Source organism: Streptomyces sp. NPDC093795, from assembly GCF_044764665.1.
GTDB lineage: Bacteria > Actinomycetota > Actinomycetes > Streptomycetales > Streptomycetaceae > Streptomyces.
This window is the reverse complement of sequence record NZ_JBIWIO010000005.1, coordinates 1-26,899: the sequence shown is the minus strand read 5'-3', so window position 1 is coordinate 26,899 and position 26,899 is coordinate 1. Positions and strand designations below refer to the sequence as shown.

Annotated in this window: 21 protein-coding genes; 8 read left to right on the top strand and 13 right to left on the bottom strand. The window is 70.2% G+C overall.

Annotated features, from left to right (window positions below):
* Positions 1-41: 41 nt before the first annotated feature.
* Both ACIRB7_RS15210 and ACIRB7_RS15205 read left to right on the top strand, forming a co-directional pair.
* Complete coding sequence (locus ACIRB7_RS15210; RefSeq protein ID WP_403597774.1) at positions 42-3,776, top strand: S8 family serine peptidase; 3,735 nt, start codon at positions 42-44, stop codon at positions 3,774-3,776.
* Positions 3,777-3,913: 137 nt separating this feature from the next.
* Positions 3,914-4,906, top strand: a complete 993-nt coding sequence (locus tag ACIRB7_RS15205; RefSeq protein ID WP_403597771.1) for a helix-turn-helix domain-containing protein — start codon at positions 3,914-3,916, stop codon at positions 4,904-4,906.
* Here the strand turns inward: ACIRB7_RS15205 and ACIRB7_RS15200 are convergent.
* Both ACIRB7_RS15200 and ACIRB7_RS15195 read right to left on the bottom strand, forming a co-directional pair.
* Complete coding sequence (locus tag ACIRB7_RS15200) at positions 4,827-5,309, bottom strand: HAD family hydrolase (protein WP_403597768.1); 483 nt, start codon at positions 5,307-5,309, stop codon at positions 4,827-4,829. The genes ACIRB7_RS15205 and ACIRB7_RS15200 overlap by 80 nt on opposite strands.
* A 610-nt stretch (positions 5,310-5,919) precedes the next feature.
* Positions 5,920-6,570, bottom strand: coding sequence for an IS5 family transposase (locus tag ACIRB7_RS15195; protein WP_403597766.1), 651 nt, complete (start codon positions 6,568-6,570; stop codon positions 5,920-5,922).
* A 352-nt stretch (positions 6,571-6,922) separates the two neighbouring features.
* Between ACIRB7_RS15195 and ACIRB7_RS15190 the strand changes: the two genes are divergently transcribed.
* Complete coding sequence (locus ACIRB7_RS15190) at positions 6,923-7,609, top strand: esterase/lipase family protein (protein ID WP_403597763.1); 687 nt, start codon at positions 6,923-6,925, stop codon at positions 7,607-7,609.
* A gap of 239 nt (positions 7,610-7,848) precedes the next feature.
* Here ACIRB7_RS15190 and ACIRB7_RS15185 read toward each other — a convergent pair whose 3' ends face one another.
* From ACIRB7_RS15185 to xylA, 8 genes are all read right to left on the bottom strand, one after another.
* Positions 7,849-9,348, bottom strand: coding sequence for a DUF3732 domain-containing protein (locus ACIRB7_RS15185; protein WP_403597760.1), 1,500 nt, complete (start codon positions 9,346-9,348; stop codon positions 7,849-7,851).
* A 403-nt stretch (positions 9,349-9,751) separates the two neighbouring features.
* Entirely contained in the window at positions 9,752-10,243 is a 492-nt protein-coding gene (locus ACIRB7_RS15180; RefSeq protein WP_403597757.1) for a three component ABC system middle component, read from the bottom strand.
* On the bottom strand, positions 10,240-11,451 hold the full coding sequence (locus tag ACIRB7_RS15175) for an ABC-three component system protein (protein ID WP_403597754.1): 1,212 nt from the start codon (positions 11,449-11,451) through the stop codon (positions 10,240-10,242). The genes ACIRB7_RS15180 and ACIRB7_RS15175 overlap by 4 nt, the downstream gene beginning before the upstream one ends.
* A 374-nt stretch (positions 11,452-11,825) precedes the next feature.
* Positions 11,826-12,794, bottom strand: coding sequence for a hypothetical protein (locus tag ACIRB7_RS15170; protein ID WP_403597751.1), 969 nt, complete (start codon positions 12,792-12,794; stop codon positions 11,826-11,828).
* A 207-nt stretch (positions 12,795-13,001) separates the two neighbouring features.
* Complete coding sequence (locus ACIRB7_RS15165) at positions 13,002-13,961, bottom strand: zinc-binding dehydrogenase (protein ID WP_403598805.1); 960 nt, start codon at positions 13,959-13,961, stop codon at positions 13,002-13,004.
* 53 nt (positions 13,962-14,014) lie between these two features.
* Complete coding sequence (locus tag ACIRB7_RS15160) at positions 14,015-15,163, bottom strand: mandelate racemase/muconate lactonizing enzyme family protein (RefSeq protein ID WP_403597749.1); 1,149 nt, start codon at positions 15,161-15,163, stop codon at positions 14,015-14,017.
* 181 nt (positions 15,164-15,344) lie between these two features.
* Complete coding sequence (locus ACIRB7_RS15155) at positions 15,345-16,604, bottom strand: ROK family protein (protein WP_403597746.1); 1,260 nt, start codon at positions 16,602-16,604, stop codon at positions 15,345-15,347.
* 86 nt (positions 16,605-16,690) lie between these two features.
* Entirely contained in the window at positions 16,691-17,860 is a 1,170-nt protein-coding gene (gene xylA / locus ACIRB7_RS15150; RefSeq protein WP_403597743.1) for a xylose isomerase, read from the bottom strand.
* Positions 17,861-18,089: 229 nt separating this feature from the next.
* Here xylA and xylB point away from each other — a divergent pair, with 229 nt between their 5' ends.
* Entirely contained in the window at positions 18,090-19,571 is a 1,482-nt protein-coding gene (gene xylB, locus ACIRB7_RS15145; protein WP_403598803.1) for a xylulokinase, read from the top strand.
* Between the two features lie 393 nt (positions 19,572-19,964).
* Entirely contained in the window at positions 19,965-21,023 is a 1,059-nt protein-coding gene (locus ACIRB7_RS15140; RefSeq protein WP_403597741.1) for a phosphotransferase family protein, read from the top strand.
* 72 nt (positions 21,024-21,095) lie between these two features.
* On the opposite strand, the gene ACIRB7_RS15135 is transcribed toward ACIRB7_RS15140, so the two are convergent.
* The 3 genes from ACIRB7_RS15135 to ACIRB7_RS15125 form a co-directional block, all read right to left on the bottom strand.
* Positions 21,096-21,569 carry a GNAT family N-acetyltransferase gene (locus tag ACIRB7_RS15135; protein WP_403597738.1) on the bottom strand — a complete coding sequence of 158 codons (474 nt, stop codon included), beginning with the start codon at positions 21,567-21,569 and terminating at the stop codon, positions 21,096-21,098.
* A gap of 23 nt (positions 21,570-21,592) precedes the next feature.
* The gene (locus ACIRB7_RS15130; protein WP_403597735.1) at positions 21,593-22,129 is read right to left on the bottom strand and encodes a hypothetical protein; all 537 of its coding nucleotides are present in this window, start codon (positions 22,127-22,129) and stop codon (positions 21,593-21,595) included.
* A 143-nt stretch (positions 22,130-22,272) separates the two neighbouring features.
* Positions 22,273-24,294 carry an amino acid transporter gene (locus ACIRB7_RS15125; RefSeq protein ID WP_403598801.1) on the bottom strand — a complete coding sequence of 674 codons (2,022 nt, stop codon included), beginning with the start codon at positions 24,292-24,294 and terminating at the stop codon, positions 22,273-22,275.
* Positions 24,295-25,027: 733 nt separating this feature from the next.
* Here ACIRB7_RS15125 and ACIRB7_RS15120 point away from each other — a divergent pair.
* The 3 genes from ACIRB7_RS15120 to ACIRB7_RS15110 form a co-directional block, all read left to right on the top strand.
* A complete protein-coding gene (locus ACIRB7_RS15120; protein WP_403597732.1) occupies positions 25,028-25,546 on the top strand; it encodes a hypothetical protein in 519 nt (172 codons plus the stop codon).
* Positions 25,547-25,628: 82 nt separating this feature from the next.
* Complete coding sequence (locus tag ACIRB7_RS15115; RefSeq protein WP_403597729.1) at positions 25,629-26,471, top strand: DUF4097 family beta strand repeat-containing protein; 843 nt, start codon at positions 25,629-25,631, stop codon at positions 26,469-26,471.
* A gap of 90 nt (positions 26,472-26,561) precedes the next feature.
* On the top strand, positions 26,562-26,899 hold a 338-nt coding region (locus tag ACIRB7_RS15110; protein ID WP_403597726.1), incomplete at its 3' end, for an ATP-binding cassette domain-containing protein.

Below are 26,899 nucleotides of genomic sequence, written 5' to 3'. Positions count from 1 at the left end.
AGGCCTTCACGTCGGCGTTCACCGGTCGATAGACCCATGGCATGCACTTGCCCTCTCATGCTTCCGTCTTCCGGCGCGGGCGCTGGCAGCTGATCTCGATCGCCACCGCTGTGCCCCTCGTGGCGTCGGGACTCGCAGCCCTGCACACGCCCGCACAAGCCGCTCCGAGTAAACCCACCGTCACCGCGAAGCCCTCGTCGACCCACAAGGTCACCCTGGTTACCGGCGATGTCGTCACGGTCACCACGATGGCCGACGGCAAGCAGACGGCCGACGTCGACCGGCCGGACAGTGCCGTCGGCGGCGTGAAAGTCCAGCAGATCAAGGGCGACCTGTTCGTCATCCCGGACGAGGCGGCGCCGCTGCTGGGCGCAGACAAGCTGGACCGGCGGCTGTTCAACGTCAGCGGCCTGATCGAGATGGGCTACGACGACGCGAAGTCGGCCGCGGTGCCGCTGATCGCGACGTACACCCAGCCGAAGTCCCGCGCGGTTGCCCCGCCGACCGCCCCCCGGGGCAGCAGGCTGACCCGCGACCTCAAGGGCATCCGCGGCGCGGCGCTCAGCACCGAGAAGCGGCAGGCCCGCACCTTCTGGACCACGGTGGCGCCGCAGGACAGCGCGACGCTGGGCGCGGGTCTGGCGAAGCTGTGGCTCGACGGTCGGGTGAAGGCCAGCCTGAAGGAGAGCGTGCCGCTGATCGGCGCGCCCCAGGCATGGGCTGCCGGCTACGACGGCAAGGGCGTCAAGGTCGCGGTGCTCGACACCGGCATCGACGTCAACCACCCCGACTTCGCCGGCCTGATCGACGGCACGGCCAGCTTCGTCCCGGGTGAGGCCGTCACCGACGTCAACGGGCACGGCACGCACGTGGCCGGCACGATCATCGGTTCGGGCTCCGCTTCCGGAGGCGACAACAAGGGCGTCGCCCCCGGAGCCGACCTGTTCGTCGGCAAGGTGCTCGGCGGCGCGGAGGGATACGGCCAGGACTCCTGGGTCATGGCCGGCATGCAGTGGGCCGCCGAATCGGGCGCGGACGTCGTCAACATGAGCCTCGGCGACTCCTACCCGACGGACGGCAGCGACCCGATGTCGCAAACGGTCGACGCGCTGTCCGCCCAGTACGGCACGCTGTTCGTCATAGCCGCCGGCAACGCCGGCCCGGAGAGCATCTCCTCCCCGGGTGCCGCCGCCTCGGCGCTGACTGTGGCCGCCACGGACAAAGAGGACCGGCTCGCGTCCTTCTCCAGTACCGGCCCGCTCGCCTACTCCGGCGCCATGAAGCCGGATATCGCAGCGCCCGGCGTTGCCATCACCGCGGCTCGCTCGCAGGAGATGACCGACGGTGGTGAGGGTCTCTACCGCACCATCAGCGGCACCTCGATGGCCACCCCGCACGTGGTCGGCGCTGCGGCGATCCTGGCACAGCGGCACCCGGACTGGACCGGCGCGCAGCTCAAGGAACACCTGATGAGCACCGCGAAGGGCCTGGCCGACGGGTACTCGCCGTACGAGGTCGGCACCGGTCGCCTCGACGTCGCCGCCGCCGTACGCGCCACGGTCCGCAGCACCGGACCGCTCTTCTTCGGCAATTACACATGGCCGCACCAGCCGAGCGACGTCCCCGTCACCAAGGACCTGACCTTCACCAACACGGGTTCCGCCGACGTCACGCTCAACCTGGCGCTGACCGACGCTGACGGCCCGTTCACGCTGGGCGCCGCCACGGTGACCGTCCCGGCGGGCGGCACCGCCGCCGTCCCGGTGACCGGTGACCCGCAGACCGCCTCTGTCGGCCGGCACGCCGGCTACGTGATCGCCACCGAGGCGGCCACGGGGCAGCCGGTGTCCCGCACATCGGTTGCGCTCCTCAAGGAGGAGGAGCGTTACGACCTGAACATCAAGCTCGTCGGCCGTGACGGAAAGCCGGCCGCCGGGTTGGTCGCGATCAACCTGGCCGGTGACCCGTGGCCGTGGTCGGTCTATGTCGACGGCTCGACGACCATGCGCATGGCCCCCGGCCTGTACACCGTCGCGGCGTACCTCGACGTGGCCGGTGAGAAGGCGGACCGGTCGGGTGTGGCCGTGCTGGTCGACCCGGAGACCGTCCTCAAGGGCGGCTCCGCGGACGTGGTGCTGGACGCGAGCAAGGCACGTCTGCTGCAGACCGAGGCGCCGCAGCGCACGGAGGACCGCCAGCGCAAGGTCGACTTCAACGTCCACTACTCGGGCCTCGACGCGTACATGGACTACCGCAGCGCGTACGTGCTGCCGCCGACGTACGACGACGTCTACGTCGCACCGACGGAGCCCATGAAGCAGGGCGATTTCATGCTGACCACCCGCTGGCGCAAGGGGGAGCCGCAACTCGGTCTGAGTACGCCGGACGGTCGGCTTCGCTTCGAGACGCTGGTGCAGGCGGGCAGCGCCCTGGACACCGCCACCGACAGGCTGAACGCCGTCTTCGCGGGCAGCGGCGCGGCGGCCGAGTACGACAAGGTGCAGGCCAAGGGCAGGGTCGTCGTCGTCGAGCGCAGCGACGAGGTCTCGCCTCAGGAACGCACCGCGGCCGCGGCCGCGGCCGGTGCCGCGGCACTGATCGTGGTCAACGACGGTGTCGGCGCCCTGATGGAGTACGTAGGCGAGTCGACCATCCCGGTCGCCACCGTGCACCGCGACGCGGGCAGGGCCCTGATCTCGATGGCCGAGGCCGGCAGGCTGAAGCTGACCGTCACGCAGACCGAGCACACGCCGTTCGTCTACGACCTGACCCGGGACTACCCCGGCCGGGTGCCGGACCGGGCTCTGGTCTACAAGCCGACCCAGGACGACCTCGCTCGGATCGACGCCCGCTACTACTCGGCCACGGAAGGCAGGTTGGCGGAGGGATACCGTTCCGACTTCACCCTCAGCCCGTCGTTCAACTTCCCCGAGCTCGAGTGGCACCCGGGCACCCGGACCGAATGGGTCACCCCGGGCCAGGTCTGGAGGGAGTTCCACGCGCAGGGCGTCGACGGAGGCCTGCCGTGGGTGATGGTGTCGGGCGACAACACGTACGCCAAGGGCAGCACCACCTGGCTGGACTGGTTCGCTCCGGCGACCCGGCCGGGCCAGAGCGAGTCCTTCGGTGTGTACAACTCCCGCTGGCAGAACTACATGACCTGGAACGTGCAGGCCTGGGCATCCGCGAGCGACAACATGCGCCTCGGCGGCTTCCTGCCGTGGGGTGAGACGCCGTCCCATCTGCAGGTATTCCAGGGCGACACGCTGATCCACGACAACCCGGTCGGCGGGGACATGCAATGGGTGGAGGTACCGGCGGGCAATCTGCCCTACCGTGCCGTCCTGGACGTGGAGCGGCCCGGGGACGTCTTCCGGCTGTCGACGCGCACCCACAGTGAGTGGACGTTCATGTCCGACACCGTCGACTCGGACTTCTTCGAGCCCTTCTCGGTGCTGAACCTGGACTACGAGCTGGAGACGGACCTGCACGGTGACGTCAAGGTCAACGCACACCAGCAGATCGCCCTCAAGCCGGTGTCGATGAACCTCGGAACCGTGCCGGGTACCGTCACCAAGGTGCAACTGGACGTCTCGTACGACGACGGCTCCACCTGGCAGAAGGTGACCCTGACCAAGGGCACCGACGGCTACTGGACGGGTCCGTTCAGGACGGCCAAGAAGCCCGGCGGCTTCCTCTCTCTGCGCGCGAGCGCCGAGACGGACAGCGGCTTCAGCGTCAAGAACGAGATCATCCGGGCGTACGGCCTGCGATGAACCGCATTGTAGGGCCCCGGGGAGACGACTCCCCGGGGTCCCTCCCCTCACACCGGCTCCCAGCAGGGACTATTCAAGGGCTGCCGCTATGGCGCATACTCTCCCCGCTGTTGAAAGTGGAACGGAGTCGGTCACCGATGCTGGATGTTCTGGGCCTCGAACCCGACGACGAGCACGTTTACCGGGGACTGCTCGGACGGCCGAACTCCACCGCGACGCTGCTGTCGGATCTTCTCGGCGTATCGGGAGCCGACGTGGACAAGGCCTTGTCCCGTCTGGTCGGGTGGGGACTGGTGATCAGGTCGGCGGACGAGCTGTTCACCGCCGCGCCACCGGCCATGGCGCTCGGCTCCCTCATCAGCCAGCGCCGGGACGGGCTGCGCATGGCCGAGCACGCACTGGTGACCTTGGCCGAGGAACACCGGGCGGCGATGACCGGGAGCAGCATCAACGATCTGTTCGAGGTCGTCACGGGCGTCGACGCCATCCGTCACCGCTTCCTCCAGGTGCAGCAGGCAGCCCGCACGCAGGTCCGCTCCTTCATCACCGCACCCTTCGTCGCCCTGCCTCCCGACGAGAACACGGCCGAGCCCATGGCCCTCGACCGCGGAGTGCTCTTCCGAGCGGTACTGGACCGCGCCGTGCTGGCCGAGCCGGGCATCGTCCGCGACGCGATCGACTCCCTGCGCAACGGAGTGCAACTGCGCGTCGCCGACGACCTGCCGATGAAACTCGTGCTGGCCGACGCCGACCTCGGCCTTGTCCCCCTCGCGGTCACACCGGCGGGCGAGCCCGGTGCCGTGCTGCTGCACCGCAGTGGCCTGCTGGCCGCGCTGGACGCACTGTTCGAGACGGTATGGCGCACGGCCCACCCGCTCGAGCTGTCGGGCACGGGAGACGAATCCGAAGCCCTCGCCGAGGTCGGGCCGCAAGGCCCGACCGAGCTGGACCGCAGGATCCTCGCGCTGCTCCTGACCGGCCTGACGGATCTGACGACCGCAACCCAACTCGGGCTGTCACCGCGCACGCTGCACCGCCGCCTGCGCCACCTCATGGACATGGCAGGAGTCCGAACCCGGATGCAGCTCGGCGCGTACGCGGTGCGAAACGGGTGGGCGGAGCCACTGTGAACGCACCGGAGAGCGACGGTGTCCCCCCGACGGGCGCGTCGCGTGCACTGGATGCGACCGAGCCGGTGCGGTTGTCCTGACAACTCTTCAGCCACTCGGCAGCGGCGAAGGCGTGCAGGACCTCCGCGACGCCGTCGAACTGTCGGGCGAGGTGAGAAGTGGCCGTCGACGCCTTCGAGTAGGTCTGGTGGATCGGTCCGGCGTCAGCGAGCCCGAGCTGCTCCATGATGTCGGCGAAGGGCCGACCAAGGTGGCGCTCGTACTCCTCGAACGGCACGTCGAGGCCGTGGGCTTCATGGACCTGGGGCCAGGCGCTCTCCATGACCGGGCGGGTGTCGACGAGCACCCCGTCCAGGTCAAGGAGCAACACTTTCGGGAGCGAGGGCGGGAGCGGAATAGGCATGAGGGGTCTCCAGTGGAGTGGATCAGGGGGCGATGGAGCTCTCGGGACACTTCACGAAGGCGATCACCCGCTTGCCGCTTCCGTCCTGTTTGGGGCAGGCGGTCCAGGCATCTGAAGGAGCGTGCTGTGCCCGGGGCCCTGTCGTCGGCGGGGACGGTCAGGCTTCTCTGGTGCTGCGGGACGCCGAAGACGCTGCCAAGACCATCGATACGTCGGCTGTCCAGCCGGAGAAGTTCCTCGAGGCTCATGTCCTGGAGCTCCCCGAGGCCGGCGTCGAAGCCGAACCGCCGGCCCCGGCCGGCCGTGCCCCTCGTACCAGCAGGATCTGGGTGCCGGCGGCGCTGAGCTGCTGTCGGCGATCTGCCGCTATGGCTTTGGGGCCCAGGTGGGACGGGGCAGGGAAGATGACCCCGTACGGCCGGGTGACCATGACGGCGTCGAGCATGCCGACGAACGCGCATGAGGTCGCGGAGCACCGTTCCATGTACATGCCGCCCAGCGTCAGTTCGTGGCGGCGGCAGTAGTCGTTGATCGCTCTAGTCGGCCGGGTCCAACTGTGGTGGTCGGCCGCCGCGGGAGCCGATCTCCTGGCGGTTGCGTGCCTGGTCGGTCATGTCGGGGATGATGCATCGGATTCCGCGGCGGCGCAGGTAGGCGCGGTTTCTGCGGGAGGCGTACGTCTTGTCGGCGCAGACCCGATGGGGACGGACGCGTTGCCCCCCGGCCCGATGCGGGGCACGCGGACTTTCTCCCATACGGGCTCGAACTGCGGCGAGTCGCCGCGCTGCCCGGCCGTGATCACGATCGACATGGGCTTTTGGCCTTGCTCGAGGGCCAGGTGCAGCTTGGTGGTGAACTCGCCGTGCGACCTTCCCAGCCCGTGGTCTCCGGGCTCGGCGAGGACACCGCCCGGCGGTTCCTTCTGCAGGTCGCCCTGCTTGTGGGCCCCGGCCGCATGCTGGTGGGCGCGGCAGACCGTGGAGTCGACGCTCAAGTCCCAGACGATCGCACCCTTCGCGTCGGCCGGGGACTGGAGCCGGGTCAGGATGCGGTGCCAGATGCCGTCCCGCTGCCACCGGCGGAACAGGTCGTAGGCCCGGCTCCACGGTCCATACTCAACGGGCACGTCCCGCCACGGAACACCGGTCCGGACCCGGAACCGTATGCCGTCGATCGACTGTCGCCGAGGCCCAACAGGCGGCCGTCCCGCCTTCGTGCCCTTCCGCAGCAACACCCTAGTACTCGAGCCGTACTTCGGCATTTGGGCTGGTCAGCTGCCTGATGGCGGGGAGTCCAGCCGGGGCGCCACAGGCGCGGCTTCTTCGGCCGGGGGACCATGGCGCGCACCTGACTCGGGGCTGGTCTTCGCCTCCGACCCACTATGCAGACGGGAGGCGGCGCGCAGGGACCTGGGTTCGTACAAGAGGCTGTCGAGCGCCCCAGATCCCACCCGTTCCACATGCCTGCTCGAACAGTATCGCTACGGCATGGAGCGAAACGCTGCAGGTCACAGGGCAGTTGAATCTCTGCACGCCTATTGACTCAGCACACCTACTCGCCAGTAGCCTTCTCGTGCGCCGCCCCCCACGGACGCCGATCCCGCGAGGCATGCCATGAAGAAGAGTCTGTTTCCCGCCGCCCTCGTGAGCCTCTTGCTCACCTCGGCCGCCGTGTACCCGACCCATGCGGCCACCGGAACCTCCACCTTCGGTCCCGCCAGCAACCCGATCCTGTTCGTTCACGGATACAACTCCTCCGGCTCGTACTGGAACGCCATGGCCGACGACTTCAGAGCGGACGGCTGGCCGTCCACTCATCTGCGGCAATGGAGTTACGACACCCGCCAGTCCAACGCAACCACCGCTCAGCAGATCGCCACGGAGGTCGACCGGCTGCTGGCTGCCACTGGAGCGACCAAGGTCGACGTCGTCACGCACTCCATGGGCGGGCTGTCGAGCCGCTACTACGCGAAGAACCTCGGTGGCAGCCAGAAGATCGACGCCTGGGTCTCGCTGGGCGGCCCGAACCACGGAACCGAATGGGCGAACGGGTGTTACGACGCCTCCTGCGTGGAGATGCGTATCGGGTCGGTTTTCCTCGGCGAACTCAACTCCGGCGACGAGACGCCCGGCAGTCCTCGGTATGCCACGTGGTGGTCGCCGTGCGACGCGGTCATCAATCCGGACAGCAGCGTTGCCCTGAGCGGCGCGACGAACACGAAGTCCGCCTGTCTCGGTCACAACGCCCTCGGCACCGACCCCACGGTGTACGGGCAGGTGCGGGACCACGTCAATAGCTGATCATCACCGCGCGCCTGCCATCCGTCCACCTCCACCCCGGGACCGCCGCGATCACGCCCTGAACTGGCCACGGTCGAGGCGACGCCCCCAGGCCCGCACCCGAACCTGCCATGACGCGCGGCGCGGCTACCTACTCGCCGGCACCAGATCGTGGAAGCCCTCGCCCGCACGTGACGCCCCGGTTAGACTCCCCGCCATCAGGCGTTGACCAGCCCAAATACCGAAGTACGGCTGGATTACTAGCGGCTGGCTTCCTCGGGGACGTCCTCTGTGATCCATTCGTGAGGTACAAGAGCGTCGCTGTTGCTGCGCCTCCAACGCGCTTGGACTGCAGCGCGGAAGGGCTCGTCGTCGAGGTCAGCGTGTTCCATGATGATGACCTGGAAGTCGCTCTGCAACGCGTCGATGGTCCGCTGGATGGTCTTGTACAGGTTCAGCAGGGCGGCCCGGTCGGTGACCGGCGTGCCATCTTGGGCGTCCTCGGGGTAGTAGACCTGAGAAGGCTGGTCAAGAACGAGGAAGCGGGGGACCGGCCTGCTCTGCTCGGAGAACCACTCGTGGAGGCTCAGCATCGTGGCCACGTGATAGCCCATGGCGTTCTCCCCGCCGCCCATCTCAGCGAGACGGATCGGGCCACGGGCGGTGTCCGCCACGATGGTCAAAGCGCGAGGATCCAGTCGGATCGGATCTTCACGATGGTCAAGGTCGAGCATGAGGGCCTTGTCCTTGATCTTCGAGTTCACCAAGGAGATGAAGCTGCTCAGTCGGTCGTCCTGGACGGCTGAGCCGAGCTGCTCTTCCAGTGCCGTTATCTGCGCCACGATGTCTTCTCGCCGGTCGACGATGTGGGGCAGCTTCTCGTGCCGGGCGAACGCCGCGGCGGCCCGCCGGCCTGCGGTCAACGTGTCGATCTCGTCCTGATTGTTGGCGAGCGCGGCTCGAACGTCTCCCAGCTTGTTCTGTTCCTCGGCGATCATCGCATTGATGTCAGGCGTGCTTCTCCCGATGGTGTTCAACTCGCCATTGAGCCGGACCAGATCTTCCCGGATGACTACGGCGATGCGCCCCGCATCGGGAGCTGGGCTGCCGCATACGGGACAGTGCCGTGCGTGCGGCAGTTCGTCATTCCCGGGATCCGGGAGCAGGCCGAGCGTGGCCAGACGGGCATGGTGTTCGGTGGCTTGGCCGAGGAACTCGTCGTTTTCCCGGGCAGCCTGCTTGAGGTTTGAGATCCGCGCCCGGATGCGAGCGTGGGCTTGGCGCAACGCTCTGCGTGACTCGGTGAGAGCGGTGAGAGGATCTTCCACTCCCCGGACATCTGCTTCGGCGGAGCCGGTGGACAAGGCCCGTCGCAGACCCGCGACGACGTCTTCGGCCGTCAGCTCCCGGCCGGGCGGTGGCACCGGCAGCAGACCGGCTTCGATGGCCTCGGTGAGCAGCGCACGGGCTTGACCCGAAGCAGGTCCCGCGACGCGGGCGGAGGCGAGGGCATTCTCCATTTCGGTCAGTTCCCGTCGCAGCACCCGCAGCTGGTGCTCGCGAAGTGCTCGCTCGGGGTCAACCGCTCCCAGGAAGTACGGCAGCATGGCCCTGAGCGCCGTGCGGTGGAAGTCATCACCTTGGCCGTGGAAGAGCAGGTCCTCGTTGGCGACCTCATTTTGTTTCTGGAGGCAGAAGAACAAGGCGTGGCGAACCGAAGGCGCAATGGGCTTGGCGCTGCGTACCGCTGGGATCCGCAAGGTGTGATCAATGCCGGCGAAGTCGGAGAGCAGACTCTCTTCGCGATGTCGAGCGGGGTCGTGAAGGCCAGGTCGTCGAGAGCTGGAGGCGGAGCACCATGAGCCTGGGACACGACACACATCGTGGTCGTCGTGGCTGCGTTGCCGGCGGGTGCAGGGCGCGCGACGAAGAGTTGCTGCTGCCCCTTGACGAAGGTGACGCCGAAGACGTGGACGAAGTTACGGAGAACCGCGCCCTTGATGACGTAGTCCTCGCTGGCCAGGCAATAGTCGACGATGTTCAGCAGGGCGCTTTTCCCGAGCCTCGAATCGCCAGTGATGATGTTCATCCGCCCGGGTCGGAGCGGTACGGTGCGGATCCGACCGTCGCGGTTGTAGATCGAGATGGCACTGATCTGAAAGGTCACGGCCGAACTCCTAGCAGGGTCATCACGGTGCTCATGCTTCCGGTGCTGGGCAGCCATCGCCCCAGCATGTGTGCCGCCTTCTGAATGGCGATGAGCTCTTCGGTCGGCCCGGTGATCACCTTCTTCAGCCGTCCGGTCGGCAACTGGAGCAGTCCCTGATCCGTGCAGTGCACCAGCGTGGTCTGAAGGGCGAGCAGCAGGCCAGGCCGGACGACAGCGGCCAGTGCGGTCGCGTTCTGCAACATGGCCACCTTCACGGCCCGGTTCTCCTCGACCCAGCGACTGACTCCCGCGTTGGTGGTCCTGGGCAACTTCTCTCGCACGGCGGGCTGCAGTGCCATCACTGCTCCGAGCACGGCGAGAGCGACGGGGCACGGCCGCCCGTACTGTGTCTGGTGCCCTTGGACCGTCCTGGCCGCGAGCAGTGCCGTGAACGCCGGGTTGTACAGAGCCCGCTCCTCACGGCTGAGGTCGACGAAGTCGCTCACGCCGTTCCTGCTTCCGTGGGCTCCAGCATGGCCATGAGCCGGGCCACGAAGTCGATGTGCCAGCCGACCTCGTAGTCGTCAGCCAGCATGTGGAAGGACCCCTTCGTGAGGAACGGCTCGTCGCAGTCCTGACGGATCCGACTTTGCGCCTGAGTCATCGCCCACCGGTAGATGTGCCGCGCCGCAGCCACCTTGGCGGTTTCTGCCGCCTCGTCGCCCAACTCGTCCCTCATGTCTTCGAAGAGTTCCCCCCACTCCTCGACGAGCCGGCGCTCGAAACGGCTGATCTCGCCCGGCAGCAGCAGGTTCTCGTCCGACCACCGTGAGCGTTGAGTGAAGGCTCGCATGTAGTCCCGGACCGCTCTCCCGACCCGGGGAGTTCCGAGGTCGATCAGGTGCAACTGACGTACGAAGGCGTGGTCGCTGTACGTGGCAACGTTCGGTTCCAGGCCGGCGATGTCCTCGTCGATCGGGAGGTTCTCCGGGCGGAACTGGTTGCGATAGTCGGTGAACACCTGATCGAACTCGTTGCCGCTGATCGCATCAACGTCCCGAGCTCGCAACTGCCGAATCGTTCGCTGGAAGAACCACCCTTCGAGCCGGCTCAGAAACGGGCTCGCGTACGTGTGGCCGACTGCCGTGGCTGCTCGCTCGAGCAGCAGGCCCCCCACGGTTTCTACGTCGGGCGCGCGGCCCAGCACCTGGATGCGGCCGACCATCCGCTGCCGCTGCTCTTCCGTAAGTGCGTCGAAGGCCTCGAACGCCTTCTTGAGGTCCCTGTTCGTCGAAGCGGTCCGTGCTGCTGTCAGCGCTTCCAGCGCGCCGGATTCGTCTCTGGAACAGACAGCCCCTGGTTGCAACAAGCTGGCTGCGGAGCCCCTGGGGAGTTCGGCCGTGGTCATGAGGACCAGATCGGTCTCGTCCAGATCGAGCTGATGATTGGCGATGGCATGTGCCCAGATGCGCAGCGTTTTCCACAAGTCCGTGCTGGCGTCCGTCAGGCTGACTCCCGGCGCCCTGTGCTTCAGCTGGTAGTAGACGGTGCCGCCCTTGGAGACCTCTTCGATGTCGTCCCCGGCTTCGATCGCCACCGACCAATCGATCCCTCGCCCGTAGCGCTCGACGCAGAGGTGCAGCGCCTTGCGCAGCTGGTACACGTAACCGATCGCCGAGGCCGATGCCTCGAACGGGTCCGCCTTCTCTGCCACGACGCCCCCTGGTGCAGCGAAGCTCACTGAACGTGACCTCGATCTTGGCACGGCAAATGGGGCCAGGACAGCCCCTTGGAGTGAATCGGCTCCCGGAGGACTGTGTGCGAGTTCGTTCCCTTGCCTGCGAAGGCCGGCCGCAGCGCACCGCCCTTGGGGACCAGTTGGGGACCACACGGTGTGCCCGCTGGTACACGACCGACCGTCATGCGCACCGCGTGCGCCCGGAATAAGTCTGCTATATCCAGAAAATACCCCCGACCCGCACATCTGGGGGTCAAGGGGTCGCAGGTTCAAATCCTGTCGTCCCGACTCGAAAGAGTCGTAGATCGAGGGGCCGTTTCAGAGCAATCTGAAACGGCCCCTCGGTCGTTTCAGCTGCATTCGGTGGGGAAGCGGCGGAGTTTGCCCGGGAGTCGGGCGCCGAGTGGGGACATGCCGACGTCGGCGCCGTGCCGGGCGAGCAGGTCGAGAGCGAGGCGGCCGCGGCGTACGCGCTCCCGGGCCGTGGCGAGGGCGTGGTCGCGGAGGTGAGCGCCGTACGGGTAGATGCCCGCCGCTCCGCTCAGGCCGAACTTCAGGTAGAGCGGCGCGCCGCGGCGGATCAGCTCCGCTATCTCGTACATGCGGACGTAGCCGCCGAGGTCGTCCGGTGCCTCGACGTACATGTCCATCGGGGCACGGCTGACCTTGCGGATCTCCGTGAGATGGTGCGGTGTCAGGTCGGAGGGCACGTTGAGCGAGTCGCCGCCGAGCTGTTCGTACACGGCGTACGCCGCCGGGTTGACGGGGCCGATGAGCGCCGAGACCTTGAGCGTGGTGTCGGCGGGGAGCAGGCCCCGGGTACGCATCCGGTGGAGCGTCCACAGCACGCCCTCGTCCGCGACGAGCAGGCAGCGGACACCGAGTTCGGCGGCGCGCAGGGCGTCCTCGACGCTGCCCGCCACGGCGTCATGGCCGCGCGCCCGGAGACCTGCGCCGCCGGACGGGGTACGGGTGGAGCCACCGATGTCCCAGGTGCCGCGCGGTCCGGTGAACAGGCACAACTCCATCTTGTGCTCGGCACAGGCGCCGACCATCTCGGTGATCTCGGAGTCGGTGAGCATCCAGATGCCGCTGCCCTGGCTCACCCGGTGGACGGGCACGTCCAGGCGACCGGCCTCCTTGAGGACGGCGGCCAGCGACTCGGGCCCCTCGACGGAGGGGATCTCGGTGCGCCAGGTGCCGCCGTCGGGGAAGGCATGGGGCGAGGCGTCGGCGTCGTCGAGCGGCGGAACGGGGTGGCCGATCGCCGCGAGCGCGGAAGCTCCGGGGCGGCGGGACGGCGACGGCTGAGCGGTCACGGGATGTCGTCCTTCGGTCGGGTTCGTCAGGAGTACGGAGGATGGCTGGCCCTCGCGTCAGGCCGGCTTCGTAGCGGGGCGGCCCCGCGTCAGGCCTGCCCCGCGTCAGGCCTGCCCCGCGTCAGGCCTGCCCCGCGCCGGGCCCGCCCCGCGCCGGGCCCGCCCCGCGCCGGGCCGGCTTCTTCTGCGTGCGGTCGGAGTGTGCGGTCAGAGTTCGGGGCGGAGCAGGACCTTGCCCACCGTCGGGTCGCCGGAGCCGACCAGTTCGACTGCCTCGGCGTAGCCCTCCAGCGGGAACTCGTGCGTGACGAGCGTGCCCGGGGTGAGGATGCCCTGCTGGAAGGCGGTGACGGCCGCCTGCCAGTCCGCGGACGAGGCCCCGAACACGCTGCGGATCTCCAGCTGGCTCATGGACAGGTGCACGGGGTCGATGCCCACGGCGCCCGGGCCGAACATGCCGGTGAGCACGACCCGCCCGCCGCGGCGGGCCAGCAGGCAGGACGACGCGGCGGTCGAAGGCGCGCCCGCGGTCTCGACGACGAGGTCGTACCGGCCGCCCGAGGCCATCGCCTCCCCAGGGCCGGCCGTGCGTGTCGCGCCGTGGCCGACGGCCAGTTCCGCCCGTGCGGTTCGCGGGTCGATCACGGCCAGTTCGGCGGGGGAGTGGGCGGCCAGCCACTGGACGGCCAGGAGTCCGAGGGTTCCGGCACCGACGACGGCGACGCGTTCGGTGGGGCGGGGCCTGCCCGCCCGTACCGCGGCCGCCACCACAGCGGCGGGTTCGATCAGGGCGGCCGCCCGGAGATCGGCGTGGTCGGCGAGCAGGTGGAGCAGGCGGGCGGGGACGATCACGTGGTCCGCGAAGGCCCCGGCCTCGGTGAAACCCGTCTCCTCGTAGCCCGCCCCGCACAGGTTCGTGGCGCCCTCGCGGCAGCGGGCGCAGGTCCCGCAGTTGCGGAAGCCCTCGGCCACACAGGGGCGCCCCACGAGCCCGGGATCGACTCCGGCCCCGACCGCCTCCACGGTCCCGGCCCACTCGTGCCCGGGAGTCACCGGGTACCGGACGTAGCCGGGCGCGCGGTGTCCGTCGTGCACCTCGCGGTCGCTCATGCAGATCCCCGCGGCGGCGACGCGCACGCGTGCCTCGCCAGGGCCGGGTTCGGGCATGTCGCGCAGGAGGAGCGTGTGGCGTCCCGGGGCGGTGACGACGACGGCGCGGCTCACGCGGGCTTCCTCTGCTCCCAGCCCTCGGCCCACAGGTCGAAGCGAGCCTTCTGCTGGGGGAACTCGGCGGCCGCGTCCACGTCGAGTTCGACGCCCAGGCCGGGCGCGTGGGACAGCTCGAAGTAGCCGTCGACGACCTCCGGCGCGCCCTTGACGACCTTCTTGATCTCGGCGTCCGCGAAGTCGTTGAAGTGCTCAAGGACCTTGAAGTTCGGGGTGGTGAACCCGACCTGGAGCGAGGCGGCCGTCAGGACCGGACCGCCGACGTTGTGCGGTGCGACGAGCATGTAGTGCGTCTCGGCGGTGGCGGCGAGCTTCCGGGTCTCCCAGATGCCGCCGATGTGGCCCACATCGGGCTGGAGGATGTCGGCGGCCTGGCTCTCGAAGAGCTCCCGGAACTCGATGCGGTCGTGGATGCGTTCGCCGGTGGCGACCGGGATGTCGACCTTCGCGGCGACCTTCGTGAGGGCCTTGAGGTTCTCCGGCGGCACCGGTTCCTCCAGCCACGCGGGCTTGAACGGCGCCAGGTCGCGGGCGAGGCGGATCGCGGTGGCGGGCGAGAAGCGGCCGTGCATCTCCAGCATCAGCTCCGCGTCGGGGCCGATCGCGTCCCGCACGGCCTCGATGAGGGAGACCGCGTACATCGACTGCGCGTGATCGAGCTCGAAGTGGCCGGTCCCGAAAGGGTCGATCTTCAGGGCCCTGTAACCGCGCTCCATGACGCCGCGAGCGGCCTCGTGGTACGCCTCCGGCGTCCGCTCGGTGGTGTACCAGCCGTTCGCGTACGCCTTGACCCGGTCGGTGACCTTGCCGCCGAGGAGCTGCCAGACCGGCACCCCCAGGGCTTTGCCCTTGATGTCCCAGCACGCCATCTCGATGACGGCGATGCCGGACATCACGATCTCGCCGGCCCGGCCGAAGTCGCCGTACTTCATGCGGCGTACGAGATCCTCGACGGCGAACGGGTCGGAACCCAGGACGTGGTTGACCTCGGCCTCGTTCAAGTACCCGACGAGGGCGTCGGTGTGTCCCAGCATCCGGGTCTCGCCGACGCCGGTGATTCCCTCGTCGGTGTGCACCCGCACGTAGGTGAGGTTCCGCCAGGGCGTGCCGACGACGTGTGTGGTGATTCCCGTGATGCGCACGGTGGGCTCCCCGACATCATGTGGCTCGTTCGGTATTTCGACATCGGTTCGAGATGCCGACGGTGACGTTAAGCGCGGCTTCCGGACGCGTCAACGGCGCGGCTTTCGGCACGCGTCAACGGGCTGATCGCCTCGGTCCGCCGCGGCGGACCGCCGTGCCGCGCGGCCTCGGGGGCGCGTGTCAGCGGCCCACCCGGGCCGGATCGGTGAAGACCTCTTCCACGATGACGCCCGCCGCGCCCCGGACCGCGGCGCCGAAGCCGTACACGGAGCCGGTGATGCGGCAGAGCGCCGCGTCACCGGCGACCACGCGCGCCCGCAGCTCCCTCATCGTCGCGGGCAGGAGGTAGGGGGCGACCGAGGCGAAGTAGCCGCCGAGGACGACCACTTCCGGGTTGAGGAGGTTCACCGGGATCGAGAGCCCCGTCCCGAGCCAGCGGCCGATCTCGTCCAGGCCGGCCAGCGTCCGGGGTTCGCCCGCGGCGGCCCGGCGCGCCAGTTCCGCGGTCTGCTCCTGGGGGCCCCATGCCGTCCCGCCTCGTTCCCCGGCCGGCTCGACCAGGTCGGGCGCGGCGGTCCGGAGAGCCGCGGGGAGCGCGACCTTCGTTTCCAGGCAGCCCGTACGGCCGCAGGCGCATCGAGCGCCGTCCGGGTCCACCTGTACGTGGCCCAGCTCGCCGCTGAAGCCGGAGGCGCCGCGCAGCAGCTGCCCGCCGGCGACGATGCCCGCTCCGAGGCCCGCTTCTCCGGTGACGTACATGAGGTCCGCCACGCCGGGGTGGGCGTGTTCCCACTCGGCGAGCGCCGCCAGGTTGGCCTCGTTGTCGACGACGATGCTCATGCTGTCGGGCAGGGCTGCCACGGTCCGCAGCCGCTCGGCGACCGGGATGTCCTCCCAGTGGAGGTTGGGCGCGGAGTAGACGCGTCCCGTCGCCGCTGCCACGGGGCCCGGTGCGGCCACCCCGATGCCGGCCACGTGGACGCCTGATCGTGCGGCGTGTCCGAGCAGCTCCACGGCGAGTGAGGCGAGCGCGCGGATCGTCTCGTCCGCGTCCTGAGCCGTGGCGTCGAGGACGAGGCGGCGCTCCTGGACCGTCCGCCCCGCCATGTCGATCAGGCAGCCGGCGAGGTAGCGGGAGTTGATCTCCAGGCCCAGGGCCGCCACCGTACGACCGTCGAGCTCCAGTTGCAGGCCCGGGCGCCCGGCCGAGCCGCTCAGCTGGTACTCCGTCTCCCGGACGAGCCTGCACGCGAGCAGTTCGGCGACGAGGCTGGAGACCGTGGCCCGGGTCAGCCCGGTGCCCCTGGCCACTGCCGCACGGGAGGCCGGTCCCGAGGAACGGACCTCGGCCAGGACCAGGGCGAGGTTGGCACGTCGCACCGACACCTGGTCCATGGGGTTCCTCGGGATACGGGCCGGCTTGTCGGCGCTCGACGACACGTGGGATCTCCCTGATGCTGGCCGGACGGTTCGCGGCGGCCGGCCGGGAAGTGCCGACCGGCCGCCGTTCAGATTGTCCCTGCTGGTCAGCGCACGCCGAGCAGGTGCTCCAGGGCGAGCTGGTCGAGCCGCTCGAACGCCATCGAGCGGCCCGCCGCGGCGTCCACGTCGAAGCTCTCGAACGCGGTCGCGTCGGCGAGCAGCCCGGCGAGCCCGTCGGCGGCGGTGGGCACGGCCAGCTCGGGCAGGCGTGAGGCGGCGAGGGCCTCCTGGACCTCGGCGTCGGCGCGGAAGGCGGCCGCGCGCTCCTTGAGGATCAGGTAGTTGCGCATGCAGTTCTTCGCGGACTCCCAGACGCCGTCGAAGCCGTCCGTACGCACCGGCTTGAAGTCGAAGTGGCGCGGACCCTCGTATCCGGCCGTCTCCAGCAGGTCCACGAGCCAGAAGGCCTGCCGCAGGTCGCCGGCGCCGAAGCGGAAGTCCTGGTCGTACTTGATGCCGGACTGGCCGTTGAGGTCGATGTGGAACAGCTTGCCCGCCCACAGGGCCTGCGCGATGCCGTGCGGGAAGTTCAGGCCGGCCATCTGCTCGTGCCCCGTCTCCGGGTTCACGCCGACGAGCTCGGGGCGCTCCAGACGCTCGATGAAGGCGAGCGCGTGGCCGATCGTGGGCAGCAGGATGTCGCCGCGCGGCTCGTTGGGCTTGGGTTCGATGGCGAAGCGCAGGTCGTAGCCCTGTTCCGTGACGTACTGGCCGAGCAGGTCGAAGGCCTCCTTCATCCGGTCGAGCGCCACCTGGACGTCCTTGGCGGCGCCGGACTCGGCGCCTTCCCGTCCGCCCCAGGCGACGTAGGTGGTGGCGCCGAGCTCGACGGCGAGGTCGATGTTGCGGAGCGTCTTGCGGAGCGCGTAGCGGCGCACGTCGCGGTCGTTGGCGGTGAAGCCGCCGTCCTTGAAGACGGGGTGGGTGAAGAGGTTCGTGGTCGCCATCGGGACCTTGAGGCCGGTGCGGTCCAGGGCCGCCCGGAAGCGCTTGACGATCGCGTCGCGCTCGGCCTCGGCGGCGCCGAACGGGATGAGGTCGTCGTCGTGGAACGTCACGCCGTACGCCCCGAGCTCGGCGAGCCGCTCGACCGACTCGACCGGGTCGAGGGCGGGGCGGGTGGCGTCGCCGAAGGGGTCGCGGCCCTGCCAGCCGACGGTCCACAGACCGAAGGTGAAACGGTCCTCGGGGGTGGGGGAGTAGGGCTTGGGCATGGTGGCGCTCCCTTGGGACGATGCGGGCGTCGCTGATTTGTTGTGCATCAAAACTAATAGAGGATGGGGGTGCGTCGGGCAACCCCCTCGACTCTGTCGCAGCTTCTTGAGTAGTCCACTGCCAGGCCCTTGACGTGCGGGGATGGTCGCAGGTGTAATTTGTTCACCCGCATTGCAAAACAGGCTCTTCAGGTCTCTTCAGGTCTCTTCAGGTATGAGGTGCGTCGTGCTGACATCACCTGCTGTCATCGGAGTGGACAGCTCCACGCAGTCCACCAAGACCGTCGTCATCGACGCCGAGAGCGGCCGGATCCTCGCCGTCGGCCGCGCCGCCCACACCGTCACGGGCGAGGGAGGCGCACGCGAGTCGGACCCGGAGGGCTGGTGGGCAGCCTTGCGCACCTCCCTCGGTGCGGCGCTCGACGCCTCCGGCGTCTCCCCGGCGGCGGTGCGCGGCATCGCGGTCGCCGGGCAGCAGCACGGCCTCGTCGTACTCGACGCGGCGGGCCGCCCCCTGCGCCCGGCCATGCTCTGGAACGACACGCGGTCCGCGCCCCAGGCCGAGGCACTGACCGCTTCCCTGGGCGGTGCCGACGCCTGGCTGGAACGTACGGGATCGGTGCCCGTCGCCTCCATGACCGCCACCAAATGGCAGTGGCTGCGCGAGCACGAGCCGGCCACGGCCGAGCGGGCGGCAGCGGTGCGCCTGCCCCACGACTTCCTCACGGAGCGCCTCTCCGGGGTGGCGGCCACCGACCCGGGTGACGCCTCGGGCACCTGCTGGTACGACACCCGTACCGGCTCGTACGACCTCACGCTCCTCGACCTGGTCGGGCTCGACCCCGCGCTGCTGCCCACGGTCGCCACGAGCGGCGCCGAACGCGTGGGGTCACTGACCAGCGCGGCCGCCGCCTTCCTGGGCCTTCGCCCGGGCATCCCCGTCGCCGCCGGAACCGGCGACAACATGGCGGCGGCCGTCGGACTCGGCCTCGGTGGCGCGGGGCTGCTCGACCACCCCGTGGTCAGCCTGGGCACGTCCGGCACCGTCTTCACCGCCACCCGCGCCCGGCCGTCGGCGGCCGGACTCGCCGGCTTCGCGGCTGCCGACGGGACCTATCTGCCGCTCGGCTGCACACTCAACTGCACCCAGGCGGTCGACAAGGTCGCGAGCCTCCTCGGCCTCGACCGGGAGGACGTACAGCCCGGAGAGCACGTGGTCGTGCTCCCGTACCTCGACGGTGAGCGCTCCCCCGATCTGCCTCGCGCCGCAGGTCTGCTCACCGGCCTTCGGCATGCGACCACATCCCGTCAGATCCTCGGTGCCGCGTACGAGGGGGCGGTGTTCACGCTGCTGAGGGTCCTGGACGAGATCTACGCGGCCACGGGGCTCGACCCGCACGCGCCCGACGTGCGCGAGCGGCCACTGCGGCTGATCGGGGGCGGGGCGAAGGGGGCCGCGTGGATCGAGACCGTACGCAGACTCTCCGGGCGCCCCGTAGTGATGCCGGACGGCGAGGAGCTGGTCGCCGTGGGAGCCGCCGCACTCGCGGCGGGCGCCGCGTGGGGCGAGGACCCGGTCAAGACAGCGGCCGGATGGGGCGGGGGGCGAGGCAGGGAACTGCCGGCCGTGCGGCGGGATGTCGCCGCGTGGCAGCGCATCGAGGCCGCCCTGGCGGAGGGCTCGGGCCTGCTCGCCGGGGGGAGCCGATGAGGGAGTGACGGGGGCGGCCGACCGCGGCTGTGCTGTCGGCGAGGCCGCCGGGAGCGGCGTGGGCCGGGCGTCGCCGCCCGGAGTATCGCGGCTGGAGCGTCTTCGCCCCGAGCGTCGCGGTGGCCCAGCCCGCGGTGAGCCGTCATCTGAAGACGGCGCAGGTCCTTCTCGTACGGGCCGCCGCTGACGAGATCCTCACCACGGCAGGGCTGCTGCGCCGCGAACAGCGAGGAACCCGGGCCTGGTTCTCGATACGCCGGGACCCTCTTCAGGAACTCGGGGAGCGGGCCCTTCCGCGAGGTGACGACAACTCACCGTTCCGACAGCAACAGGGGCTTTGACGAGGTCAGGGCGTTCGCTCGCGCGTGCGAAGCTGCGGCTACGCTCGTCGGCATGCTGAACCGTGTTCCTTTCAATGAGGCGCTGCTCTCCACCGTGGGCACTCCCGAGCAGACCGAACTCCTGGACAGCAGTCCGCGGTCGAGGGTGTGGCGGGTGCGGTTGGCCGACCGGCGGCTGGTGATCGTCAAGCAGATCACCGACGTCGGGGACGCGGGCGCCGACGCGAACACGCGCTTCGCGCGGGAGGTCGCCGGGCTGCGCCTGGCGGGGCGGGCCTCCGGGCCCGCCGTGGCCCCCTCGGTGCTCGCCACGGACCTGCCCTCGCGGGTGATGGTCCTCGAGCACCTGGACGACCTCGGCAGGACGGACGACTGGATGCCGGGGTACGCCGAGTCGCTCGCCCGGTTGCACGCCCTGGCCGGGCCCGCCGACGCGGGCGCACTACCGGTCTGGTCGGGGCCCACGGCCGCCGACGCGGAGTCCTTCCTCGCCCTGGCCAGGGCGCTCGACGTGGCCGTACCGTCCACGGTTCCCCATGAACTCGCCGGTCTCCTGGAGCGGCTGGACCCCACCCCGTACCATGCGCTGCTGCATGGAGACCCCTGCCCCGGCAATGATCTGCGCACCGCCGACGGCGTCCGCTTCGTCGACTTCGAGCGGGCCTCGCTCGGCAACGGCCTGATCGAACTCGCCTACTTCCGCATCGGCTTTCCCACCTGCTGGTGTGCCATGTCGGTCACCGCGGCCCCGCTCACGGAGGTGGAGGACGTCTACCGGACCACTTGGCGCGGCCTCACCGGGAAGGACGTGCCGGGTGACCTCGCCGACGCGTGCGCGGGGTGGCTGATCCAGGGCGACGCGCTCGTCGAGCGGGCCCACCGGGGGACGGTCGACCAGCTCGCCCGGGTACCCGCCGAGGACTTCGAGTGGGGCTACGTCTCCGCCCGTGAGCGGCTCGTCCACCGCCTGGACGTGGTCGCCGACATGACCCGAGACCACGACCACCTGCACGCCCTCGGCCGCCTCAGCTCCGCTCTGGCCGGCCGCCTGCTCGAACGCTGGCCGAAGCTGCGCCCGCTGCCCACGCATGACGCCCGCCCTTGGTACTAGGGCGTGTCCGGCGGATCATGGCCGGGGTCGCGAGAGGGAGCGCGGGCCGCTCACCCAGGTGGCCGGCATTCGTCATTCGACCACCGGGCTACGGCGTTCCGCGAGCAGGACGTCGCGCCAGACGCCGTGGTGGCGGGCCACCCGTTCCCGACGGCCCAGTACGCGGAACCCGACGGACTCGTGGAGGGCGAGGCTCGCCGTGTTCTCGGGGAAGAGGCCCGCCTGGATCGTCCAGATCCCGGCCTTCTCGGTGGAGACGACCAGGGCCTCCAGGAGCGTGCGTCCCACGCCGGCCCCGCGTGCCGTGGGGCAGACGTACACGGAGTGCTCGACGACCCCCGCGTAGGCGGGGCGAGCCGAGACGCGGGACACCGCCGTCCAGCCGACGACCTGCCCTCGAGGGTCGAGCGCCACGAGCCGGTGCGCCGCCAACTTGGCGGCGTCGAAGGTGCTCCACGACGGCGCGGCCGTCTCGAACGTGGCGTTTCCCTCGTCGATGCCCTGTTGGTAGATCGCCATGACGGCCGACGCGTGGTCGTCGGTCATGGGGACGAGAGCGATTCCGGTGATCAGATCTCCTCCGCCCGGGTCAGCGCTTCCGTGATCAGGCGGGTGGCGAACTCGCGGTCCTCGGTCAGCCGGTTGATGTGCTCCGCGAGGAGGAAGGCCGTGGCCTCCAGGGGGTTCATCTCCTCGCTGGTCCAGTCTCCGTACTGCCGGCGCCACAGGCTGGGGCTCAGGCCGGTGCCCGCCGCGATGACCAGGCCCGCCATGGTGGGGATGGTCTCGGGGCGGATGCTCCTGGGCATCATGCGCATCGAGGCGACGAGGTTGGGCACCACGTACTCGATGACGTCCCTGTCGTGGTCCTCGTACGCCATCCGCAGCCACTTCATGAACATGAAGATGATCGTGCACGCGCCGTCCAGGACGTCGTCGGCTCCCGAGGGGCCCAGGGACGTGGTGATCTGCTCGACCAGCTTCCGCTGCTCGGGATCGGCCTCGGTCCTGCCGTCGTAGACGGCCTTGAGCTGGGAGTCGATCATCATGAGCGCCGCGCCGACATCACCGGCGGGAGCGTACGTGGGGTCACAGGGCGACGACACAGGATTCCTCCTCGTGTGGCCGCGGCAGGCAGCGCGGCATGTCCGTACGGTAGTGGGCTGATCATGCCGGAGTGGGCGCTTTCGGAGGGAGAACTCGTTCGGGCCCCCGCCGAGGGCGAGCGGAGCGAGGGTGGCGGGCCCGGTCAGCCGCCGACGTGGATGCCGGGGCGGCGGTCGGGGTCCGGCTCGTGTCTGCGGATGATCTCGCGGGTGACGGGGGCGGTGTCGCCGCGCCCCAGGAGGAAGTAGCGGAACATGTGCTTCAGAGGGCTGCCCTCGGCCCAGGCGAAGTAACAGTGCGGCTGGACACCGGTGGTGTCGCGCAGGGCGAGAAGGATCGCGGCGATGGCGTTCGGCGCGGCGGGGGCCGCGGCGCGCAGGATCCGGTACCCGTCGACCTCGACCCCGTGTACGGCGAGGACCTCGCTGAAGTCGGAGGGGTCGACCACGTCGACCTCCAGGAACAGCACGTCCGCCGGCCCGGGGACCGGGTTGGTGCCGCGCTGCTCGCGCTCCTTGTCGCGGTACTCCGCCCCGTCGCCGGCCTGGCGGCGGTTGGCGATGATGTTGATGGCCTGGTCGTGGGCCAGGGTGTCGGCAATGAACCGGCGGGCGGCCTCGTCGAAGACGATGCGGTCGGCGCGCAGTTCCGTGGTCCGTGACACCCGGGAGATCAGGGACACGACGATGATCCCGGCGATGAAGAAGCCGGAGATGGTGATGCCGTCGGGCTTGTCGACGATGTTGTAGACCAGCGCGTAGAGCAGCACCAGGGTGAGCAGCGCGAACCCGGTGGCGACGATCCGGCGCCCGGCGCGTGCGACGGAGATGGTCACGGCGAAGGCGCCGGAGACCATCATGGCCAGGATCCCGGTGGCGTACGCCCCCGCCTGGGCGTCGACGTCCGCGTCGAAGGCGATGGTGATGAGGATGCACAGGGCCGTGTAGACGAGCACCACGGGCCGCACCGCGCGCCCCCATTCGGGGGCCATCCCGTAGTCGGGCAGATAGCGGGGGACGATGTTGATCAGCCCCGCCATGGCGGACGCGCCGGCGAACCACAGGATGAGGATCGTGCTGATGTCGTAGACGGTGCCGAACGCCTCCCCGACGTGCTCGTGGGCCAGCCACGCCAGTGCGCGGCCGTTGGCCGCACCGCCCGGCTCGAACTCGTCGGCCGGGATGAGGACGGTGGTGACGAAGCTGGAAGCGAGCAGGTAGACGCTCATGATGAGCGCGGCGGTGGTCAGCAGCCTGCGGGTGTTACGGATACGCGAGCGCAGCCGCCGCTCCTCGTCGGCGCCGTCGGCCGCCACCAGGGGCATCATGCTGACGCCCGTCTCGAACCCCGACAGGCCGAGTACGAGCAGCGGGAACGCCAGGAGCGCCGGCGCCATCAGGTCACCGAAGCCGGCTCCGCCTCCGACGAGCGCGTCCGTCCAGGCCGCGAACGCGCCGGGCGTGGTGAAGACATGGACGAGGCCGACGGCGATGACGACCGCGTTCAGTGCCAGGAAGACCGCCACCAGTGGGATGGCGACGCTGACGGCCTCGCTGAAGCCGAGCAGGAACACGCCTCCGAGGACGAGCAGCAGCGCCACGGTGAGGGCCACCTCGTGGCCGTGCAGGGCTTCGGGGAAGAACGGGTTCTCCACCACGTGGACGGAGGCGTCCGCGGTCGACAGGGTGATGGTGATGATCCACGACGTGGCGACGAATCCGAGCAGGACCAGGACGAACAGCTTGCCCCACCAGAACGGCAGCAGGTCCTCCAGCATCGCCACCGACCCGGCACCGTGCGGACTCTCCTTGGCCACCCGGCGGTACATCGGCAGCATCCCGAGCAGGGTCAGCGCCACGATCAGCAACGTCGCCAGCGGGGAGACCGCGCCCGCCGCGAGCGCGGCGATGGCCGGCACGTACGCGAGGCTGGAGAAGTAGTCGACCCCGGTCAGGCACATCACCTTCCACCAGGCGTGCGGCTCGGTGTGCCCCGCGCCGGCCGCCGGGCCCACGGGCTGCACCTGGTGGCGCAGCATCCACTGCGCCAGCCGTCCGGTCGGCTGCGGCCGCAGCGCGGGGCTGTCCACCACCTCGGGGACCACGTGGGGCGCCGTGTCGGGCGCCGCCTCGGGCACGGCGGCCGGGCCGTTCGCGTCCTTCATGTCTCCCATCGACTTTCCTTGCTCCTGCGCACATGCCTGTCGGTCACCGCTCTCGCGGCTGTGCGATCACCGAGTATGGGACCTCCCGGCGGCACCCCGTAGCCGTCGCGGAAGCGGCCGGCGGGGCCCGCTCGGCGGCTCGGGGAGGAGCCCGGGGGCAGGCCGGGAGGGCTGACGCGGGTGGAGCGGGAGGGTTCCGCGGCGCCGGGGGACGGGCGAGGGACTTCCGTTCCGTGGCACCCGGCGGTGCCGCCGGACCGCCGCGCCGAGAGCGGCCAGCCGGCCGCCGGGGACCGTCAACGGGCCGTCTCACCTGCGCTCTTGTACCGAGGAGGGGGCGGGGGTGCCGGAACGGTCCGATGGCGGCGACCGGCGCGGCCAGTCGCCTTCCGATGCCCCGCGCTCGTACGGCGCCCGGAGCGGCACCCGCCGCGACCGGAGGGGCGCCGGCTCTCGACCGTGCGTACGCGGCCGGCCTCGTCGTCTCGCTCGGGCCCTCTGGAACCAGCTGCCCGGCGGCGTAATTCCTGTCGCTTTCTTAACGCCGTCGCCGTGGCGGGGCGCGGATGCCGCAGGGCCGTGTGTCACGGGGTGGCACCGACTGGCGCCAACCGGTGCCACGCTGGCCCCAGAGGGGCGTTTTCGCAGGTCAGAGCCGTCCTGGCGGAGTTTGTAATCCGTTCGGCACCATCAGGGCTTGCGTGTGGCGCCATTGCGGTGCCATGATGGCGTCATGGATCTCACCCCGTATGTCGACACCCTCCGCCGCGAACTCGCGGTGGCCGCCGAAGCCGGCGGTGACGAAGCGCGCGAGCTGGCCGAGCGGCTCACCGCTCCCCTGGAGTCGGCGGCCCGGTTGACCATGCTCAACGTGCTCTCCGCCGCGACGGACGAGATCACCCGCGAACTCGCCCCCGGTTCGGTCGACGTACGGCTGCGGGGGCTCGACCCCGACTTCGTGGTGACCCCGCCGCCCGCCGGCGCCGGTGGGCACGCGGAGCCGACCACGCCCGCCGAACCGCTCCCGGCCGCGGCTCCCGCCGAGGGCGACGAGGGCGGCATCGCCCGCGTCAACCTGCGTCTGCCGGCCCACCTCAAGGCCCGCGCCGAGGACGCCGCGGCCCGCGAGGGCCTGTCGGTCAACGCGTGGCTGGTGCGCGCCGTGTCGGCCGCGGTCGACGGCGGCGGCCGGCCGCGTACGCCCGAGCGGACCCAGACCATCGGCCAGAGCATCACGGGGTGGGTGCGCTAGCCGCACCCCGCCCGCGCCACTTCACCTCACACCACGTCCCACCAGCGGGGACGCCCTGAAGACCCAAGAGGACGGGACAGCCATGCCTTCTTACGACACTCCCGCACCGATCTCCGTCTCCGCGTTCGTGTACGCCGGTTCCATCCAGTTCACCGCGGGCGACCGCCTCGACACCGTCGTCGAGGTGCGGCCGCGCGCCCCGCAGAAGGACCTGGACGTGCGGACGGCCGAGCAGACCGAGGTCACGTACGCGAGCGGCGTACTGACCGTCAGGACGCCCAAGGCCAATCTGCTCGGCCGCGGCGGAACCGTCGACGTGACGGTGGAACTGCCCACGGGCTCGCGCATCGACATCACCGGCACCGGGGCCAACGTCCTCGCCGAGGGCCGGCTCGGCGAGGTCCGCGTCAAGACCTCGGCCGGCGACGTCCGCCTCGACACCACCGGCCCGCTGAACCTGACCGCGTCGCACGGAACGAGCATCGTCGACCGGGTCGAGGGCAGGGCCGAGATCACCAGCAGCACCGGCAACGTGCGCGTCGGCACCGTCACCGGACCCGCCGTCCTGAAGAACGCGCACGGCACCACGACCGTCGGAACCGTCACCGGTGAGCTGCGGGTGAACGGCGTCAACGGTGGCGTCGACATCACGCGCGCCGAGGCGTCGGTCGCCGGCACCACGACCAACGGCCACCTGCGCGTGGCCGAAGTCGTCCGTGGCAGCGTCCAGTTGGAGACCTCCAACGGCTCCATCGAGGTCGGCATCCGCGAGGGCACCGTCGCCTGGCTCGACGTCAGCTCCGACCGGGGGCAGGTGCGCAACACGCTCGCCGCGTCCGAGACCCCGGCGGAGACCGAGGAGTCCGTCAAGATCCGTGCCCGTACCCGCTGGGGCAACATCGACGTGCGCCGCGCCAAGTCCTGAGCGGCGGGGCCCTCGCCCCGCCCCGCCCGCCCCTTCCTCAGCCGCCCCTTCCTCAGCCCGTCAGCCTTCATCCTTCGAATGGAGGGCCCCATGCCTTCTTCTGTCATGCCCATGACCACTTCTGTGGACGGTCGCCCGTCCCCGGCCGCCATCTCCACCCTCGGGCTGCGCAAGTCCTACGGCGACAAGACCGTGCTCGACGGCATCGATCTGCGGATCCCGGCCGGGACGGTCTTCGCCCTGCTCGGTCCGAACGGCGCCGGCAAGACCACCGCCGTGAAGATCCTGTCCACCCTCGTCACCGCCGACGGCGGCCAGGCCCAGGTCGCCGGACACGACCTCACGACCCACCCCCAGGCGGTCCGGGCCGCGATCGGCGTCACCGGACAGTTCTCCGCCGTCGACGGCCTCATCACCGGCGAGGAGAA